The organism is Citrobacter sp. JGM124 (assembly GCF_018257795.1).
Taxonomy (GTDB): Bacteria; Pseudomonadota; Gammaproteobacteria; order Enterobacterales; family Enterobacteriaceae; genus JGM124.
The window spans coordinates 337,331-353,338 of the sequence record NZ_JAERJD010000003.1 but is presented as its reverse complement, the minus strand read 5'-3'; the positions used below and the strand labels follow the sequence as shown (position 1 = coordinate 353,338).

Below are 16,008 nucleotides of genomic sequence, written 5' to 3'. Positions count from 1 at the left end.
AATCCTTACTGCAAAGGCATCTGCAAAGGGTCCGGGTATTGATAGGCAAACCCCAGCTCACGACAAATAAGACTGCCGTCAATCAGCTTTCCAGGACCGCCGCTGGCATGGGGATCAAACTGGGGGGGGATTAACCCCAACTGCTTTGCCATTTGTGGGTAAAACACCTCGCGTATCGGGTGCTCTGGCGCGCTCAGATTATAGACATGCCCCCCGTGTGGGGTCTGTAACAACAGCGCCAGCGCATCAATCACATCGTCGAGGTGAACGAGATTAACCCCGCTCTGACCATTCGCGACATGGGTTTTGTTCGCCAGAAAACGCCCCGGGTGCCGCCCCGGGCCCACCAAACCAGCAAGACGAAGAATATCCACCTCCGTTCCGGGCAGGCTGTGCAACCAGCTTTCCAGCGCTTTTAACGTCTTTCCACTGGCGGTTACAGGGAACAACGGACTTTGTTCATTCACCACCCCATCACCTTCGCCATAAACTGACGTGGAGCTGGTGAAGATAATACGTGGCACACCATAAGCCAGTGCCGTGTCAACCACCTGCTGCACCGCCTGGAAGTAAAAGTCGTCCCCCTCACCGCTGCGGCGGGCGGGCAGTGTAAGAATCAATGCATCCACATTGAATAACGCATCCAGGGCATCACTGTCACATAACATTTGCGGCTGCAACACCAGGGAATAACTTTCAATACCACACATTTTTGCCGCTTCAACACCGTCCTCTGTTGTTTTGCTGCCCAGCACCTGGTAACCCCGGGCCATCAGAGATAATGCCAACGGCATACCTAACCACCCTAACCCAATGATTGCGACCTTTTTCATGCCCCGTCTCCTGGTCTTGCAGTATAATATGCTGCGATCACAGCCATGCTTTAGCAAAGGCTACTCCTGTCAGACAGAGCAGACAATTCGCTCATCGTGACAGAATATGAATATTAACCTAAAAAGCCCTTGCACCCATCCGGTAATCTGGTTTAGGTTAGTTTACAGAGACCACGATATCCTAATCACAGAGAATTTTATGACCTGCGTTCAATTAAAAAACCACCATCATCACCATCACCCTGACTAGTCTTTCAGGCGATTGGTGCTGGGAGACGAAATGTTCTTCCAGTGGTGCCAGAACGCACAGAGCCCCCGGAAGAATACTTCCGGGGGTTTTTTTTTGGCTGTCATATTCGAATACACAGGAGTAACAACACATGACCGACAACAACCGTTTACGTATTGCGATGCAAAAGTCAGGACGCCTGAGTGATGAGTCGCGCGAACTCCTTGCACGCTGCGGTATCAAGATCAACCTCCATACCCAACGTCTGATAGCCCAGGCCGAAAATATGCCCATCGATATCCTGCGCGTACGGGATGACGATATCCCGGGGCTGGTCATGGATGGCGTGGTTGATCTCGGAATTATCGGGGAAAATGTGCTGGAAGAAGAGTTACTGAACCGTCGAGCTCAGGGTGAAGATCCTCGCTACCTGACCCTGCGCCGTCTTGACTTCGGTGGTTGTCGCCTGTCACTGGCCACGCCTGTCGATATCCCCTGGGAAGGCCTGACAGGGTTGAATAACAAACGTATTGCCACCTCCTACCCACACTTACTCAAGCGTTACCTGGACAACAAAGGTATTCAGTTTAAATCCTGCTTACTGAACGGTTCCGTTGAAGTGGCTCCCCGAGTCGGCCTGGCAGACGCCATCTGCGACCTGGTATCCACCGGTATCACCCTGGAAGCGAATGGCCTGCGTGAGGTGGAAGTCATTTACCAGTCTAAAGCCTGCCTGATCCAGCGTGACGGGGAACTTTCCGGGGCGAAACAGCAGCTGGTTGATACACTGATGACCCGTATTCAAGGGGTGATTCAGGCCCGTGAGTCTAAATACATTATGCTGCATGCCCCCAGTGAACGCCTGGAAGACATTATCGCCCTGTTACCTGGCGCTGAACGCCCCACTATCCTGCCACTGGCAGGGGAAAAACAACGTGTTGCCATGCACATGGTCAGTAGTGAAACCCTGTTCTGGGAGACCATGGAAAAACTGAAAGCGCTGGGCGCCAGCTCAATCCTGGTGTTACCGATTGAAAAAATGATGGAGTAGCCCCCATGGCGAGTTTCAATACCTTAGTAAACTGGAATACCTGTGACGAGCCGACCCGGCAAGCGCTGCTGACCCGGCCCGCCATCTCCGCGTCTGACAACATCACCCGCACGGTGAGTGACATTATCAATAATGTCAAAAGCCGTGGGGACGAGGCACTGCGTGAGTACAGCGCCCGCTTTGATAAAACCGAGGTTCAGTCCCTGCGCGTAACAGAGGACGATGTTGCGGCGGCAGTAGCCCGCCTGAATGATGACGTAAAACAAGCCATGGCCGTCGCCGTGGCGAACATTGAAACCTTTCACCAGGCCCAGCGACTGCCGACGGTGGATATTGAAACCTTGCCAGGGGTGCGCTGCCAGCAAGTCACTCGCCCAGTGGCATCGGTCGGGCTCTATATTCCTGGGGGGTCCGCTCCCCTGTTTTCTACGGTACTGATGCTGGCCACCCCGGCACGCATTGCGGGATGCCGCAGGGTGGTGCTCTGTTCCCCCCCTCCGATTGCGGATGAAATCCTTTATGCTGCCGCCCTGTGTGGTGTGCAAGAGATATACCAGGTGGGAGGGGCGCAGGCGATCGCCGCCCTGGCGCTGGGGAGCGAATCCATTCCCAAAGTGGACAAAATTTTTGGCCCGGGTAACGCCTACGTGACCGAAGCCAAACGTCAGGTCAGCCAGCGTCTGGATGGAGCCGCGATTGATATGCCTGCCGGGCCGTCAGAGGTACTGGTGATTGCTGACAGTGGCGCAACCCCAGACTTTGTCGCATCAGACCTGCTGTCTCAGGCCGAACATGGCCCGGACTCACAGGTGATCCTGCTGACCCCGGATGCGAAAATAGCCCGCGCCGTCGCCGAAGCCGTTGACCGTCAACTGACCCAGCTTCCCAGGGCAGAAACAGCACGTCAGGCCCTGGCCAGTAGTCGTCTGATTGTCACCGAATCCCTGGAACAGTGCATTGAGATCGCTAACCGCTATGGCCCGGAACACTTGATTATTCAAACACGCCAGGCCCGTGACTTGGTGGACGGAATCACCAGTGCCGGTTCAGTATTCCTGGGGGACTGGTCACCAGAATCCGCCGGGGACTACGCTTCAGGCACCAATCATGTCTTACCGACCTATGGCTATACCGCTACCTGCTCAAGCCTCGGGCTGGCAGATTTCCAGAAACGAATGACCATTCAGGAATTGTCAGAACAGGGCTTTTCAGCCCTGGCGAGCACGATTGAAACTCTGGCCGCGGCCGAGCAACTTACTGCCCACAAAAATGCCGTGACCTTACGTGTTGCGGCGCTGAATGCCCGTCTTCGGGGGGATAAAAAATGAGCATTGAAGCCTTAGCCCGTGACAACGTCCGGAAACTGGTGCCTTATCTCTCAGCCCGCCGGCTGGGGGGAAACGGGGATGTCTGGCTCAATGCCAATGAGTACCCCACAGCGGTAGAATTCCAGCTCACCGCCCAAACTCTGAACCGCTACCCGGAGTGCCAGCCACAACAGGTTATTGAACGCTATGCCCGTTATGCTGGACTCACCCCCGATAATGTTCTGGTGAGTCGGGGCGCTGACGAAGGCATTGAGCTGCTGATCCGTGCCTTTTGTGAACCCGGGCAGGATGCGATTATGTACTGCCCCCCCACCTATGGTATGTACAGTGTCAGTGCAGAAACATTTGGGGTTGAATGCCGCGTCGTTCCCACCCTTGCTGACTGGCAGCTGGATATCCCGGCAATGGCAGCACAGCTTGATGGGGTCAAAGTGGTCTACATTTGCAGCCCCAATAATCCCACCGGGCAGCTGATAAACCCCCAGGATCTGCGTGACCTGCTGGAACTGACGCGGGGCAAAACCCTGGTGGTTGCCGATGAAGCCTATATTGAGTTTTGTCCACAAGGAACACTCACGACCTGGCTTTCGACGTATCCTCACCTGGTTATCCTGCGCACCCTGTCTAAAGCCTTTGCCCTGGCAGGATTACGCTGTGGCTTTACCCTGGCGAATCCTGAGGTCATCAGCCTGTTACTGAAAGTCATTGCCCCTTACCCCTTGTCGACACCCGTTGCGGATATCGCCGCCCAGGCATTGAGCGAGCAAGGTATCGCGGCCATGCGCCAGCGAGTGGCAGAGATGACTGACAATCGTCAGGGGCTGATTGAAGCCCTGCAACAGACCCCCTGTATTGAACAAGTCTTTGCCAGTGACACCAACTATGTCCTGGTCAAAGTAACCCATGCCAGTGATGTCTTTAAATCACTCTGGGATCAAGGCATTATCTTACGTGACCAAAGCAAGCAACCCTCGTTACAGGGCTGTCTGCGTATTTCCATCGGTACCCGTACCGAATGCCAGCGCCTTGTCGCGGCACTCCAGCAACAACCCGGCCCCCAGCCCACGGAGAAGCAATGAGCCAGAAAATCCTTTTTATTGATCGGGACGGCACCCTGATTTCAGAGCCCCCTGTTGACTTTCAGGTTGACCGTTCAGACAAGCTGGCTTTTGAAGCCAATGTGATTCCCGCCTTGCTACAACTGCAAAAAGCGGGATACAAACTGGTGATGATCACCAACCAGGATGGGCTGGGCACCGACAGTTTTCCGCAGGCAGACTTTGACGGGCCTCACAACCTGATGATGCAAGTCTTCACCTCCCAGGGGATTCACTTTGATGAGGTGCTGATTTGCCCCCATCTGCCGGCGGATAACTGCCCCTGTCGCAAACCTAAAACAGCACTGGTGACCCAGTATCTGCAAGAAGGGGTACTGGACAACGCCAACAGCTACGTGATCGGTGATCGTGCAACTGATATCACCCTCGCCAGTAATATGGGCATTCAAGGGTTGCGTTACCACAAAGAGTCCCTCAACTGGACACAAATCAGCCAGCAACTGACCCAGCCTGATCGCTATGCCCATGTCACCCGTAACACCAAAGAGACACAGATCGAGATCAAAGTCTGGCTTGATCGTGAAGGGGGCAGCAAGATCAATACCGGTATCGGTTTCTTCGATCATATGCTGGATCAAATCGCCACCCACGGCGGCTTTCGGATGGAAGTGTCCGCCAATGGTGACCTCTATATTGATGACCACCACACCGTGGAAGACACCGGTCTTGCCCTGGGTGAAGCCCTGCGCCTGGCGCTGGGGGATAAGCGAGGCATCACGCGCTTTGGTTTTGTGCTGCCAATGGATGAGTGCCTGGCACGCTGTGCGCTGGATATCTCAGGCCGCCCGCATCTGGAATATAAAGCAGAGTTCAATTATCAGCGGGTGGGAGACTTGAGTACCGAAATGGTCGAACACTTCTTCCGTTCCCTCTCCTACACCATGGGGGTAACACTCCACCTGAAAACCAAAGGCAAAAATGACCACCACCGGGTCGAAAGCCTGTTTAAAGCTTTTGGTCGCACCTTGCGTCAGGCTATTCGTGTGGAAGGGGATGTGCTGCCCTCCTCCAAAGGAGTGCTCTGATGAACGTGGTGATCCTTGATACCGGTTGTGCCAATCTGCACTCGGTTAAGTCTGCCATTCAGCGCCAGGGCTATCAGCCTGTGGTGAGCCGGGAACCGGATGTGGTTCTCCATGCGGATAAACTGCTACTCCCTGGGGTTGGAACCGCCCAGGCTGCCATGCAGGAAGTGAATGCCCGGGAACTGGTGCCACTGATTAAAGCCTGTACTCAACCGGTGCTGGGGATCTGTCTGGGAATGCAGCTGCTGGGCAGCCGGAGCGATGAGAGCAACGGCGTTGACATGCTGGGGATTATTGATCAGCCAATACTGCAGATGACGGATGTCGGCCTCCCCCTGCCACATATGGGCTGGAACCGGGTCTACCCCAAAGCCGGTGACCGGTTATTCCGCGGTATTGACGACGGGGCCTATTTTTATTTCGTCCACAGCTACGCCATGCCCGTCTGTGAAAATACCCTTGCCCAGACCCACTACGGGCAGACCTTTTCCGCCGCCATACACAAAGATAACTTCTGGGGAGTACAGTTCCACCCGGAACGTTCAGGTGCTGCCGGGGCTCAACTGCTGAAAAACTTTCTGGAGATGTAACAATGATTATTCCGGCACTGGATTTAATTGACGGCGCAGTGGTCCGCCTCCATCAGGGGGATTATGGCCAGCAACGCGATTATGGGCGGGACCCACTGCCACGCCTGCAGGCTTATCAGGAACAAGGGGCGACGGTCCTGCATCTGGTGGATCTGACCGGCGCAAAAGACCCAACAGCCCGACAAATTCCCCTCTTGCGAAAACTGCTGGCAGGGGTCAGGGTTCCGGTTCAGGTGGGGGGCGGCGTCCGCAGCGAGCAGGATGTAGAAGCATTACTCAGCGCCGGAGCCACCCGGGTAGTGGTGGGATCAACGGCAGTGTCTGATCCAGAAAAAGTTCAGGGCTGGTTTCAGCGTTTTGGTGCCGACGCCCTGGTGCTGGCACTGGATGTACGCATTGATGATGAGGGCCAAAAACAGGTGGCAGTCAGTGGCTGGCAAGAAACATCCGGCACCACCCTGGAACAGCTTGTCGAACGCTTTATTCCCTTTGGCTTAAAGCATGTGTTGTGCACCGATATCTCCCGGGATGGCACGCTTAAGGGATCGAATGTGACGCTATATCAAGAGATTTGTGCCCGCTTCCCGCAGGTTGCCTTCCAGGCATCCGGGGGCATTGGCGGACTGGACGATATTGCTGCCCTGCGGGGGAGTGGTGTCAGTGGTGTGATTGTCGGGCGCGCACTGCTGGAAGGTAAATTTACTGTCGCGGAGGCTATCGCATGCTGGCAAAACGGATAATTCCTTGCCTGGACGTCCGTGACGGCCAGGTCGTGAAAGGCGTACAGTTTCGCAATCATGAAATTATTGGCGATATCGTGCCCCTGGCACAACGCTATGCACAAGAAGGGGCGGACGAACTGGTATTTTATGATATCACTGCCTCCAGTGACGGGCGGGTGGTGGATAAAAGCTGGGTGACCCGCGTTGCGGAAGTTATTGATATTCCTTTCTGTGTCGCCGGGGGGATTAAGTCTGTGGAAGAGGCGGCCCAAATACTTTCTTTCGGTGCGGACAAAATTTCCATTAATTCCCCGGCACTGGCGGACCCCACACTGATAACCCGCCTGGCAGAACGCTTCGGTGTGCAGTGTATCGTGGTGGGTATTGATACCTGGTTTGACGAAGACAGTGGTAAATACCACGTCAACCAATATACCGGGGACGAGAATCGCACCCGGGTAACCCAGTGGCAGACCGAAGACTGGGTGCAAGAAGTACAACGCCGGGGAGCGGGGGAAGTCGTCCTGAATATGATGAACCAGGATGGGGTGCGCAACGGTTACGACCTGGAGCAACTGCGTAAAATCCGCGCCCTGTGCCATGTCCCCCTTATTGCTTCTGGTGGTGCTGGCACCATGGAACATTTCCATCAAGCCTTCCGCGATGCGGACGTTGACGGCGCTCTGGCCGCATCCGTATTCCATAAGCAAATCATTAATATTGGCGAACTGAAAACCTATTTAGTTCACCACGGAGTGGAGATTCGAGTATGTTAACGGAACAGCAACTGGCCCGGCTTGACTGGGAAAAAACGCAGGGTTTGATGCCAGCCATTGTGCAACACGCCCAGTCAGGTGAAGTGCTGATGCTGGGTTATATGAACCCGGAAGCCCTGACACAAACCCTGGCAAGCGGCAAAGTGACCTTTTTCTCACGCAGCAAACAACGCCTGTGGACCAAAGGGGAAACCAGTGGCCATGTATTACGCCTGGTGAGCATCACCCCGGACTGCGATAACGATACACTGCTGATCCTCGCCAACCCAGTGGGGCCAACCTGTCATTTGGGTAACAGCAGTTGCTTTGCCGACACCCACCACGACTGGCACTTCCTGTATCAACTGGAACAGCTGCTGGCATCCCGTAAAACAGCCGATCCCGACAGTTCCTATACGGCGAAACTCTATGCCAGTGGCACCAAGCGGATTGCACAAAAGGTCGGGGAAGAAGGGGTCGAAACTGCCCTGGCTGCCACCGTCAACGACCGGGAAGAGCTGACAAACGAAGCCTCGGATCTGGTTTATCACTTACTGGTTCTGCTTCAGGATCAACAACTGGACTTGGGTGCGGTGATCAACAACCTGCGCCAGCGTCATCAGGGCAAAAAATAAAGCAGCAGAACACGGCGCCTGCCCCCGCAGGCGTCATGGCTGGCCGTGGAGGCCAGGAGAGTGTGAATAACCGGGGCGTGCCGACAGGACAGGGCAATATCAGGCACCGCCCGATTAAGCGGATAAGCAAAAGAGCCTGATCAGACAGGCTCTGAAACGATCTGACCACCACCCGGCCGCGCCCCCGGATTAATGGGATTTTTTGTAGTCCCGTAAGGCCTTACGCCCCATCACCACCCCACAGCCAATAAATAACCCCAGTACCCCCCCCAGCATCAGGGAGAGCACCTTTCTTGGGCCATCACGATGAATCGGCAGCGTGGGCTTTAACACATAGCGATAGGCGCTGAGTGTGATTTTGTCGGCATTCAGATCTGTTATTTCAAACAGCTGCTGACGGGTAAGAAAGTAACTGCCCGGGTAGGTCAGTGGCCGCGTGGACTCACGCTCCACCATAGCACTTAAAGCCTCACTGCCCAGTAACAACAGGGTGTCCTGGGTGGCATTCTCCCCCTGACGGATCTGGGGGTAGCTAATGTTCGCCGCCTCAGCAAATTTAAGGGCTTCTTTAATTTGCTCAATACGCAAATCCTTCTGCTCCTGGGCAATTTTTTCCTGGGTGACTAACGAGCTGTTCAGCGTCGTCACTTTCTGCCGCAGATTTTCCTGCAGGTCAGCCAGCAGATCATGGGCTATTTTTTGGTCCGTCTGATCAATATAGGCCGCTAACTTTGCCTGTGCCTCCCGGGCACTGGTAGCCTGATATGACACTTTTAACGGTAAACTCTGCCCTTTCACGGAAGGATCAATAGTGAGATTTTCCTGATGCTGCTGGTTATGCAGCGTATCCGCCAGGGCCGCAAAGGCCACGGCAAAACGGCTAATCGCCCGGGACTCTATCTCCCGTGAATCCGGGGCACTTCTGCCGTCCAGCACACTGATTGCGTGAGTATAACTGGCAATCTGGGCGCTGTCCGGGCGTGTGATAATCGCCACCGAGCTCCATTTTTGTGGTGCCAGACTCACCCACACCCCGCTGATGACCAGCCCCAGCACCACAAACAGTGCAATAACCCCCCTGGAACGCCACAACTGTAACATTAGCTCAATAATATCAATTTCATCCGCATCCCGACCCCGGGGTTGCGTTTTATCGTTCTCTTTCATATGCACTCCATGCATTGAGTTAAACCAGACAACAGACTATCCGTTGTATCAGAAACACGTTTAAACCAAAGCCAAATAAGCCTAGACTAAATTGGCGAAAAAAGGAGGGTGACCACTGCCAACTGATTATTGACTGAGCAGTTTAACAAATTCCCCGCCTGTAGCGCCAGAAGTCACACATAAGTCACCTGTTGCGAATTGGGCAACTCAGTCACACAACGCGCTATGCTAGCTTAAAGCAAGGCTTTTTTTAGCCAGAATAAACCGAATAATTCCAGAAAACGGGCGTTAATCAGCCCCACTCCTGATTTTGTTTATAGGACAGATAGCGGTATGATGGCTGCGCTAAATTTTCATCATAAGGGCTTATCCCCGCAGGCATTGTGATGCCCGTCAATGTGGGCACACACGGCAGGCAAAAATCTGGCCTGTTCGTCCCGGGCCAGCATGGCTGGTAAAACAGCCTTTATGGGATAAGTGCCAAGAATAATATCAGTGTGTAAAGGAGTGGTATGAAATTTCTGGTCACAGGCGCTGCTGGCTTTGTAGGTTCGCAAGTATGCCAGCGTCTTCTCGACATGGGGCATCAGGTTGTGGGTATCGACAACCTGAATGTCTATTACGATGTGACGCTCAAACAGGCTCGTCTTGACGCCATATCAGGCCATGCCTTTACTTTTCATAAAATTGATATCGCTGAAAAAGAGACAGTGGCCGCCCTGTTTGCCGCCGAACAGTTTGACCGGGTAATACACCTTGCCGCCCAGGCGGGCGTGCGTTACTCACTGGAAAACCCGTCCATCTATGCTGAAGCCAACCTGATTGGCCACCTGAATATCCTTGAAGGTTGCCGGCATAATCAGGTCGGGCACCTGTTGTATGCCTCTTCCAGCTCCGTGTATGGCATGAATAAAAAGATGCCCTTTTCCACCGATGATACGGTGGACCACCCCGTTTCGTTATATGCCGCCACCAAAAAAGCCAACGAACTGATGTCCCACACCTACTCTCACCTGTACCAGCTGCCCACCACCGGGTTGCGTTTCTTCACGGTATATGGCCCCTGGGGGCGCCCGGATATGGCCCTGTTTAAATTTACCAAGGCGATGCTGGAAGGGAAGCAGATTGATGTCTACAACTACGGGAAGATGAAACGGGACTTCACCTACATCGATGATATCGTGGAAGCCATTGTCCGCCTGCAGGACGTGATCCCCACACCGGATGCAAACTGGACGGTGGAAACGGGTGCCCCTTCCCACAGCTCCGCCCCTTATGTGGTATACAACGTGGGGAACAGTAATCCGGTTGAGCTGATGGACTATATCACCGCCCTGGAAGAGGCCTTAGGGGTTGAGGCGGATAAAAATATGATGCCTATCCAGGCAGGGGATGTGCTGGAAACCAGTGCCGATACCCGGGCCCTGTATGAGGTGATTGGCTTCAGGCCGCAGACCACCGTAAAAGAGGGTGTGAAGAAGTTTGTTGACTGGTATCGGGACTTTTATAAAGTCTGATGCGAACCGGGGAATAAACATTGCGGGGATAAACTCATGCAGGACGCATGGCGATAACCCCAAATATGTAAACCTGACGCGGTATCCCCAGTACGGTATACCGCTGATTGATTTACACAGACTCAGTCATTGCCAAACAGATCCCGGGTATACACCTTATCCGCCACATCCCGCAATTCGTCTGACATACGGTTGGAAATGATCACATCAGACTGCTGCTTGAATGCTTCCAGGTCACGCAGCACTTTGGAGTGGAAAAACTCTTCTTCCTCCATCACGGGTTCATAAATAATGACCTGCACCCCTTTGGCCTTGATCCGCTTCATGATGCCCTGAATGGAAGAAGCACGGAAGTTATCGGAATCGGTTTTCATAATTAACCGATACACCCCCACCACTTTGGGTTTACGGGCGAGGATCGAGTCCGCAATAAAGTCTTTGCGGGTGCGGTTCGCATCCACAATCGCGGAAATCAGGTTGTTGGGCACGGACTGGTAGTTGGCCAGCAGCTGCTTGGTATCCTTCGGCAAGCAATAACCACCATAACCAAAAGAAGGGTTGTTATAGTGGTCCCCAATGCGCGGATCCAGGCAGACGCCCTGAATAATTTGTTTGGTATTCAGCCCGAGGCTTTCTGCGTAGCTGTCCAGCTCGTTAAAGTAGGCCACGCGCATGGCCAGGTAGGTATTGGCAAACAGTTTAATGGCTTCCGCTTCGGTAGAGTCAGTAAACAGCACATCAATATTTTCTTTAATTGCCCCTTCCTGCAACAAGGCGGCAAAACGTTCCGCACGGGCTGAACGCTCACCAATCACAATACGTGAAGGGTGCAGATTGTCGTAAAGTGCCCGCCCTTCCCGTAAAAACTCCGGCGAGAAAAACAGATTATCAATGCCCAGCTGTGCTTTTATTCCCTGAGTAAACCCCACCGGAATGGTGGATTTAATCACCATCACCGCCGCGGGGTTAATGGCTAACACATCTTTAATCACGGACTCCACACTGGTGGTATTAAAGTAGTTAGTCCTGGGGTCGTAGTCAGTGGGGGTGGCAATAATCACATAGTCCGCTCCCTGGTACGCCTCTTCTTTATTGGTAGTAGCACGAAAATTCAGCGGCTTATTGGCTAAATAAGACTCAATTTCCTTATCCGCAATAGGGGAACGCTTATTATTAAGCAGATCCACCTTCGCCTGGACAATATCCAGCGCCACCACTTCGTGGTGCTGGGCAATTAAAATCCCGTTGGAAAGCCCAACGTAACCGGTTCCGGCAATAGCAATTTTCATTCAGTTCACTTCTCTTGGTTCGGCCCCTGGAATAACTCAGGGTAATTATTTCACTTTCTGTTAAGCTCGCAGACGGGGGTTATACAGCACGCGAGGCGCCAATTAACTGCAGCAGATACTGCCCGTAAGCCGTTTTTTCCATCTGGGCTGCGCTTTCTTTCACTTGCTCTGCCGTTAACCACCCTTTACGGAAGGCTATCTCTTCCAGACAAGCGACTTTAAAACCCTGTCGTTTTTCTATGGTATGAACAAACTGTGAAGCTTCGATCAAACTGTCATGGGTGCCTGTATCAAGCCAGGCAAACCCCCGCCCCAGTAATTCCACATTTAACTGATTCATCTCCAGATACATTTGATTGATGCTGGTAATTTCCAGTTCGTTACGGTGGGAAGGTTTAACCTGACGAGCTAAATCCGTCACTTGATTATCGTAAAAATAAAGCCCAGTCACAGCCCAATTAGATTTAGGTTTGAGGGGTTTTTCTTCTATCGATAGCGCACGGTAGTTATCATCAAACTCAACTACCCCAAAACGCTCGGGTGACATAACCTGATAACCGAAAACTGAAGCCCCTTTGGTTCGCTGCGCGACCATTTCAAGCTTGCCACCAAATCCCTGACCAAAGAAAATATTGTCACCTAAAACCAGGGCACAAGGCCCGCCATTGATGAACTCCTCACCAATAATAAAAGCCTGTGCCAGACCTTCTGGCCGGGGTTGTATCTGATAACTTAATTGAATGCCTAAATGACTACCATCCCCCAGAAGACGCTGAAAAGAAGGTAAATCATCCGGTGTCGTGATCAATAATATTTCCCGAACCCCCGCCAGCATCAGCACCGAGAGGGGATAATAGATCATCGGCTTGTCATAAATCGGCAGTAGCTGCTTGGAAACCCCTTTAGTAATAGGGTAAAGCCGGGTACCTGAGCCACCAGCAAGAACAATGCCTTTCATATTATATCCTTCACATAATATTCAGATGCTAACCCCTGGCGTTCGCGAGCATAAGAGCCGTCTTTAATTCTTTGCCACCATGATGGGTTATCCAGATACCATTCTACCGTTTTTCTAATGCCTGACTCGAATGTTTCCTGAGGGGTCCAGCCCAGTTCACGCTCAATTTTACTGGCATCAATCGCATACCGCTGATCGTGCCCTGGCCGATCGGCCACAAAGGTTATTAACTGTTCAAACTGCGTGATACCAACAGGCTTATCCGTAATAATGTCATCCAGCAAATGGCAGATGGTATGCACAACATCAATATTTTTACGTTCATTATGCCCACCAATATTATAGGTCTCCCCTGTTTGCCCCCTGGTCAGCACCCTATAGAGTGCTCGGGCATGGTCTTCAACATATAACCAGTCGCGCACTTGTCCGCCGTCACCGTAAACCGGTAACGGCTTCCCTTCCAGGGCATTCAGAATAATCAGTGGGATCAGTTTTTCAGGAAAGTGATAAGGGCCATAATTATTGGAACAGTTAGTGACCAGAACAGGGAAACCGTAAGTTCGGGCCCAGGCTCGAACTAAATGATCACTGGCCGCTTTTGAAGCAGAGTAAGGGCTGCTAGGGTCATAGGGAGTACTTTCCGTAAACAACGCACTACTCTGGTCAAGGTCGCCATAGACTTCATCAGTAGAAATATGATGGAAACGAAACCGCTGCTTATCGTTAAGCCCGTTCCAGTAACCACGGGCAGCCTCAAGCAAGGTATACGTCCCAAGAATATTGGTTTCGATAAAAGCAGCAGGACCATCAATAGATCGGTCCACATGGCTTTCAGCGGCCAGATGCATTACTGCATCTGGCTGAAAACGTTGAAAAATATTGTCAAGCATGGGCCTGTCACAAATATCAGCCTGCTGAAATGAATAACGCTTGTTTTCAGCAACCGGGAGCAGTGACTCAAGATTACCGGCGTAAGTCAGTTTATCGACAACCAGAACTTCATCTGGCGTATCATTAATCAGGTAGCGAACCACCGCAGAACCGATAAACCCGGCCCCACCCGTTACAATAATTTTCATACTGCCTTTGACCCTTAACCGTTTATCCTGCCAGCTGATGATAGCAGTTATCTGACATAAACTTTTCGGCATATAATAACAAAAAACCAGTGAGGAAACCCCACTGGTTTACAAGTAAAAAGATGCCGTATCAGTAAGTTGGCTTAGTCTTGCAGCCACTCGGTGTGGAACACACCTTCTTTATCTGTACGCTTATAAGTATGGGCACCAAAGTAGTCACGCTGGGCCTGGATCAGGTTAGCCGGCAGCACTGCGGCACGGTAGCTGTCGTAATAGGTAATGGCGGCGGCAAAGGTCGGCACCGGGATACCATTCTGTACGGCGTAGGCCACCACATCGCGCAGGGCTTGCTGGTATTCATCCGCGATATTTTTAAAATAAGGGGCCAGCAGCAGGTTGGCGATGGCCGGGTTAGCGGCATAGGCGTCGGTAATCTTCTGCAGGAACTGGGCACGAATAATGCAACCCTCGCGGAAGATCTTCGCAATTTCGCCGTAGTTCAGATCCCAGTTATGCTCCTCAGAAGCGGCACGCAGCTGAGAGAAGCCCTGAGCGTAAGAGACGATTTTACCCAGGTAAAGGGCGCGACGCACCTTCTCACTAAATTCAGCTTTGTCGCCGGCGAAGGCATTAACCTGTGGGCCAGTCAGTACTTTAGAGGCTGCCACACGCTGATCTTTCAGGGAAGAAATATAACGGGCAAAAACGGATTCCGTGATCAGTGACAGGGGTTCCCCCAGGTCAAGGGCGCTTTGGCTGGTCCACTTACCGGTGCCTTTGTTAGCCGCCTCATCGAGGATCACATCAACCAGGTATTTACCTTCTTCATCTTTTTTGGTGAAGATATCTTTGGTGATATCAATCAGGTAGCTACTGAGCTCGCCCTGGTTCCACTCAGTAAAGGTGGTGGCCAGTTCTTCATTAGACAGGCCCAGGCCGTGTTTAAGCAGGGAGTAGGCTTCCGCAATCAGCTGCATATCCCCGTACTCAATACCGTTATGCACCATCTTCACATAGTGGCCGGCACCGTCAGGACCGATATAGGTCACACAAGGCTCGCCGTCTTCCGCCACGGCGGCAATTTTGGTCAGGATAGGGGCGACCAGCTCATAGGCATGTTTCTGCCCGCCAGGCATAATGGATGGGCCTTTTAATGCCCCCTCTTCACCACCGGAAACACCAGTGCCGATAAAGTTAAACCCTTCCGCAGACAGTTCACGGTTACGACGTATGGTGTCCTGGAAGAAGGTATTCCCGCCATCGATAATAATATCGCCTTTTTCAAGGTAAGGCTTCAGGGAGTCGATGGCACTGTCCGTCCCTGCACCGGCTTTGACCATCAGCAGAATACGACGTGGGGTCTCCAGGGACTCAACAAACTCTTTAACGGTATAGTAAGGAACCAGCTTTTTACCTGGGTTCTCTGCCACGACTTCTTCAGTCTTGTCGCTGGAACGGTTAAAGATGGACACAGTATAGCCACGGCTTTCGATATTAAGCGCCAGGTTGCGCCCCATAACGGCCATACCGACAACGCCGATTTGTTGCTTGGACATTCTTTACTCCTGTCAGGTGATAGCTTAACTTATGTAAATGAGAAAATTTATAATTACCATCATATACTATATTTTCATAGTGAAAAATATTTATCTAACGTAATTTTTCACTACAATCTATTTGCTATTAAATGTTATGATAGCTTTATTCTGAAA

16 protein-coding genes and 1 other annotated feature are annotated in these 16,008 nt (G+C 52.3%); of the genes, 10 read left to right on the top strand and 6 right to left on the bottom strand.

The features are described 5' to 3' along the window. Window positions 1-5 precede the first annotated feature (5 nt). On the bottom strand, window positions 6-833 hold the full coding sequence (locus tag JK154_RS06285; protein ID WP_211991653.1) for an SDR family oxidoreductase: 828 nt from the start codon (window positions 831-833) through the stop codon (window positions 6-8). A 199-nt stretch (window positions 834-1,032) separates the two neighbouring features. On the opposite strand from JK154_RS06285, the gene hisL reads away from it, so the two are divergent. The 9 genes from hisL to hisIE all read left to right on the top strand — a co-directional run bounded on the left by hisL (window position 1,033) and on the right by hisIE (window position 8,286). After that, window positions 1,033-1,083 carry a his operon leader peptide gene (gene hisL / locus JK154_RS06280; RefSeq protein WP_211991694.1) on the top strand — a complete coding sequence of 17 codons (51 nt, stop codon included), beginning with the start codon at window positions 1,033-1,035 and terminating at the stop codon, window positions 1,081-1,083. Next, window positions 1,059-1,178, top strand: a sequence feature (His leader region). (Overlaps the previous gene by 25 nt.) 35 nt (window positions 1,179-1,213) lie before the next feature. After that, on the top strand, window positions 1,214-2,113 hold the full coding sequence (gene hisG / locus JK154_RS06275; RefSeq protein WP_211991652.1) for an ATP phosphoribosyltransferase: 900 nt from the start codon (window positions 1,214-1,216) through the stop codon (window positions 2,111-2,113). Window positions 2,114-2,118: 5 nt separating this feature from the next. Continuing rightward, window positions 2,119-3,441, top strand: a complete 1,323-nt coding sequence (hisD, locus tag JK154_RS06270; protein ID WP_211991651.1) for a histidinol dehydrogenase — start codon at window positions 2,119-2,121, stop codon at window positions 3,439-3,441. Then, window positions 3,438-4,520, top strand: coding sequence for a histidinol-phosphate transaminase (hisC, locus tag JK154_RS06265; protein ID WP_211991650.1), 1,083 nt, complete (start codon window positions 3,438-3,440; stop codon window positions 4,518-4,520). The genes hisD and hisC overlap by 4 nt, the downstream gene beginning before the upstream one ends. Next, window positions 4,517-5,584 (top strand): bifunctional histidinol-phosphatase/imidazoleglycerol-phosphate dehydratase HisB, encoded by a 1,068-nt coding sequence (gene hisB / locus JK154_RS06260; protein WP_211991649.1) that lies wholly within the window; start codon window positions 4,517-4,519, stop codon window positions 5,582-5,584. The genes hisC and hisB overlap by 4 nt, the downstream gene beginning before the upstream one ends. Then, complete coding sequence (hisH, locus tag JK154_RS06255) at window positions 5,584-6,174, top strand: imidazole glycerol phosphate synthase subunit HisH (RefSeq protein ID WP_211991648.1); 591 nt, start codon at window positions 5,584-5,586, stop codon at window positions 6,172-6,174. Before hisB ends, hisH begins: the two co-directional genes overlap by 1 nt. A gap of 2 nt (window positions 6,175-6,176) precedes the next feature. Continuing rightward, the gene (gene hisA, locus JK154_RS06250; RefSeq protein ID WP_211991647.1) at window positions 6,177-6,914 is read left to right on the top strand and encodes a 1-(5-phosphoribosyl)-5-[(5-phosphoribosylamino)methylideneamino]imidazole-4-carboxamide isomerase; all 738 of its coding nucleotides are present in this window, start codon (window positions 6,177-6,179) and stop codon (window positions 6,912-6,914) included. Continuing rightward, window positions 6,896-7,672: an imidazole glycerol phosphate synthase subunit HisF gene (gene hisF, locus JK154_RS06245; protein WP_211991646.1), complete on the top strand. Its 777-nt coding sequence runs from the start codon at window positions 6,896-6,898 to the stop codon at window positions 7,670-7,672. The genes hisA and hisF overlap by 19 nt, the downstream gene beginning before the upstream one ends. Beyond that, window positions 7,666-8,286: a bifunctional phosphoribosyl-AMP cyclohydrolase/phosphoribosyl-ATP diphosphatase HisIE gene (gene hisIE / locus JK154_RS06240; protein ID WP_211991645.1), complete on the top strand. Its 621-nt coding sequence runs from the start codon at window positions 7,666-7,668 to the stop codon at window positions 8,284-8,286. Before hisF ends, hisIE begins: the two co-directional genes overlap by 7 nt. Window positions 8,287-8,475: 189 nt before the next feature. On the opposite strand, the gene wzzB is transcribed toward hisIE, so the two are convergent. Then, a complete protein-coding gene (wzzB, locus tag JK154_RS06235) occupies window positions 8,476-9,453 on the bottom strand; it encodes an LPS O-antigen chain length determinant protein WzzB (RefSeq protein WP_211991644.1) in 978 nt (325 codons plus the stop codon). 512 nt (window positions 9,454-9,965) lie between these two features. Here wzzB and JK154_RS06230 point away from each other — a divergent pair. After that, window positions 9,966-10,970: an NAD-dependent epimerase gene (locus JK154_RS06230; protein WP_211991643.1), complete on the top strand. Its 1,005-nt coding sequence runs from the start codon at window positions 9,966-9,968 to the stop codon at window positions 10,968-10,970. A 122-nt stretch (window positions 10,971-11,092) separates the two neighbouring features. Here JK154_RS06230 and ugd read toward each other — a convergent pair whose 3' ends face one another. The 4 genes from ugd to gndA all read right to left on the bottom strand — a co-directional run bounded on the left by ugd (window position 11,093) and on the right by gndA (window position 15,852). Then, window positions 11,093-12,259 (bottom strand): UDP-glucose 6-dehydrogenase, encoded by a 1,167-nt coding sequence (gene ugd, locus JK154_RS06225; RefSeq protein ID WP_211991642.1) that lies wholly within the window; start codon window positions 12,257-12,259, stop codon window positions 11,093-11,095. Between the two features lie 79 nt (window positions 12,260-12,338). Further along, complete coding sequence (gene rfbA / locus JK154_RS06220; protein WP_211991641.1) at window positions 12,339-13,217, bottom strand: glucose-1-phosphate thymidylyltransferase RfbA; 879 nt, start codon at window positions 13,215-13,217, stop codon at window positions 12,339-12,341. Beyond that, complete coding sequence (gene rfbB / locus JK154_RS06215) at window positions 13,214-14,296, bottom strand: dTDP-glucose 4,6-dehydratase (protein WP_211991640.1); 1,083 nt, start codon at window positions 14,294-14,296, stop codon at window positions 13,214-13,216. The genes rfbA and rfbB overlap by 4 nt, the downstream gene beginning before the upstream one ends. Before the next feature lie 143 nt (window positions 14,297-14,439). Next, window positions 14,440-15,852 carry an NADP-dependent phosphogluconate dehydrogenase gene (gene gndA / locus JK154_RS06210; protein WP_211991639.1) on the bottom strand — a complete coding sequence of 471 codons (1,413 nt, stop codon included), beginning with the start codon at window positions 15,850-15,852 and terminating at the stop codon, window positions 14,440-14,442. Window positions 15,853-16,008 lie beyond the last annotated feature (156 nt).

What these genes read in the sequence shown, in the direction of transcription:
- JK154_RS06285 (WP_211991653.1), bottom strand. Translation starts at nt 833, where the DNA reads ATGAAAAAGGTCGCAATCATTGGGTTAGGGTGGTTAGGTATGCCGTTG.
- hisG (WP_211991652.1), top strand. Translation starts at nt 1,214, where the DNA reads ATGACCGACAACAACCGTTTACGTATTGCGATGCAAAAGTCAGGACGC.
- hisD (WP_211991651.1), top strand. Translation starts at nt 2,119, where the DNA reads ATGGCGAGTTTCAATACCTTAGTAAACTGGAATACCTGTGACGAGCCG.
- hisC (WP_211991650.1), top strand. Translation starts at nt 3,438, where the DNA reads ATGAGCATTGAAGCCTTAGCCCGTGACAACGTCCGGAAACTGGTGCCT.
- hisB (WP_211991649.1), top strand. Translation starts at nt 4,517, where the DNA reads ATGAGCCAGAAAATCCTTTTTATTGATCGGGACGGCACCCTGATTTCA.
- hisH (WP_211991648.1), top strand. Translation starts at nt 5,584, where the DNA reads ATGAACGTGGTGATCCTTGATACCGGTTGTGCCAATCTGCACTCGGTT.
- hisA (WP_211991647.1), top strand. Translation starts at nt 6,177, where the DNA reads ATGATTATTCCGGCACTGGATTTAATTGACGGCGCAGTGGTCCGCCTC.
- hisF (WP_211991646.1), top strand. Translation starts at nt 6,896, where the DNA reads ATGCTGGCAAAACGGATAATTCCTTGCCTGGACGTCCGTGACGGCCAG.
- hisIE (WP_211991645.1), top strand. Translation starts at nt 7,666, where the DNA reads ATGTTAACGGAACAGCAACTGGCCCGGCTTGACTGGGAAAAAACGCAG.
- wzzB (WP_211991644.1), bottom strand. Translation starts at nt 9,453, where the DNA reads ATGAAAGAGAACGATAAAACGCAACCCCGGGGTCGGGATGCGGATGAA.
- JK154_RS06230 (WP_211991643.1), top strand. Translation starts at nt 9,966, where the DNA reads ATGAAATTTCTGGTCACAGGCGCTGCTGGCTTTGTAGGTTCGCAAGTA.
- ugd (WP_211991642.1), bottom strand. Translation starts at nt 12,259, where the DNA reads ATGAAAATTGCTATTGCCGGAACCGGTTACGTTGGGCTTTCCAACGGG.
- rfbA (WP_211991641.1), bottom strand. Translation starts at nt 13,217, where the DNA reads ATGAAAGGCATTGTTCTTGCTGGTGGCTCAGGTACCCGGCTTTACCCT.
- rfbB (WP_211991640.1), bottom strand. Translation starts at nt 14,296, where the DNA reads ATGAAAATTATTGTAACGGGTGGGGCCGGGTTTATCGGTTCTGCGGTG.
- gndA (WP_211991639.1), bottom strand. Translation starts at nt 15,852, where the DNA reads ATGTCCAAGCAACAAATCGGCGTTGTCGGTATGGCCGTTATGGGGCGC.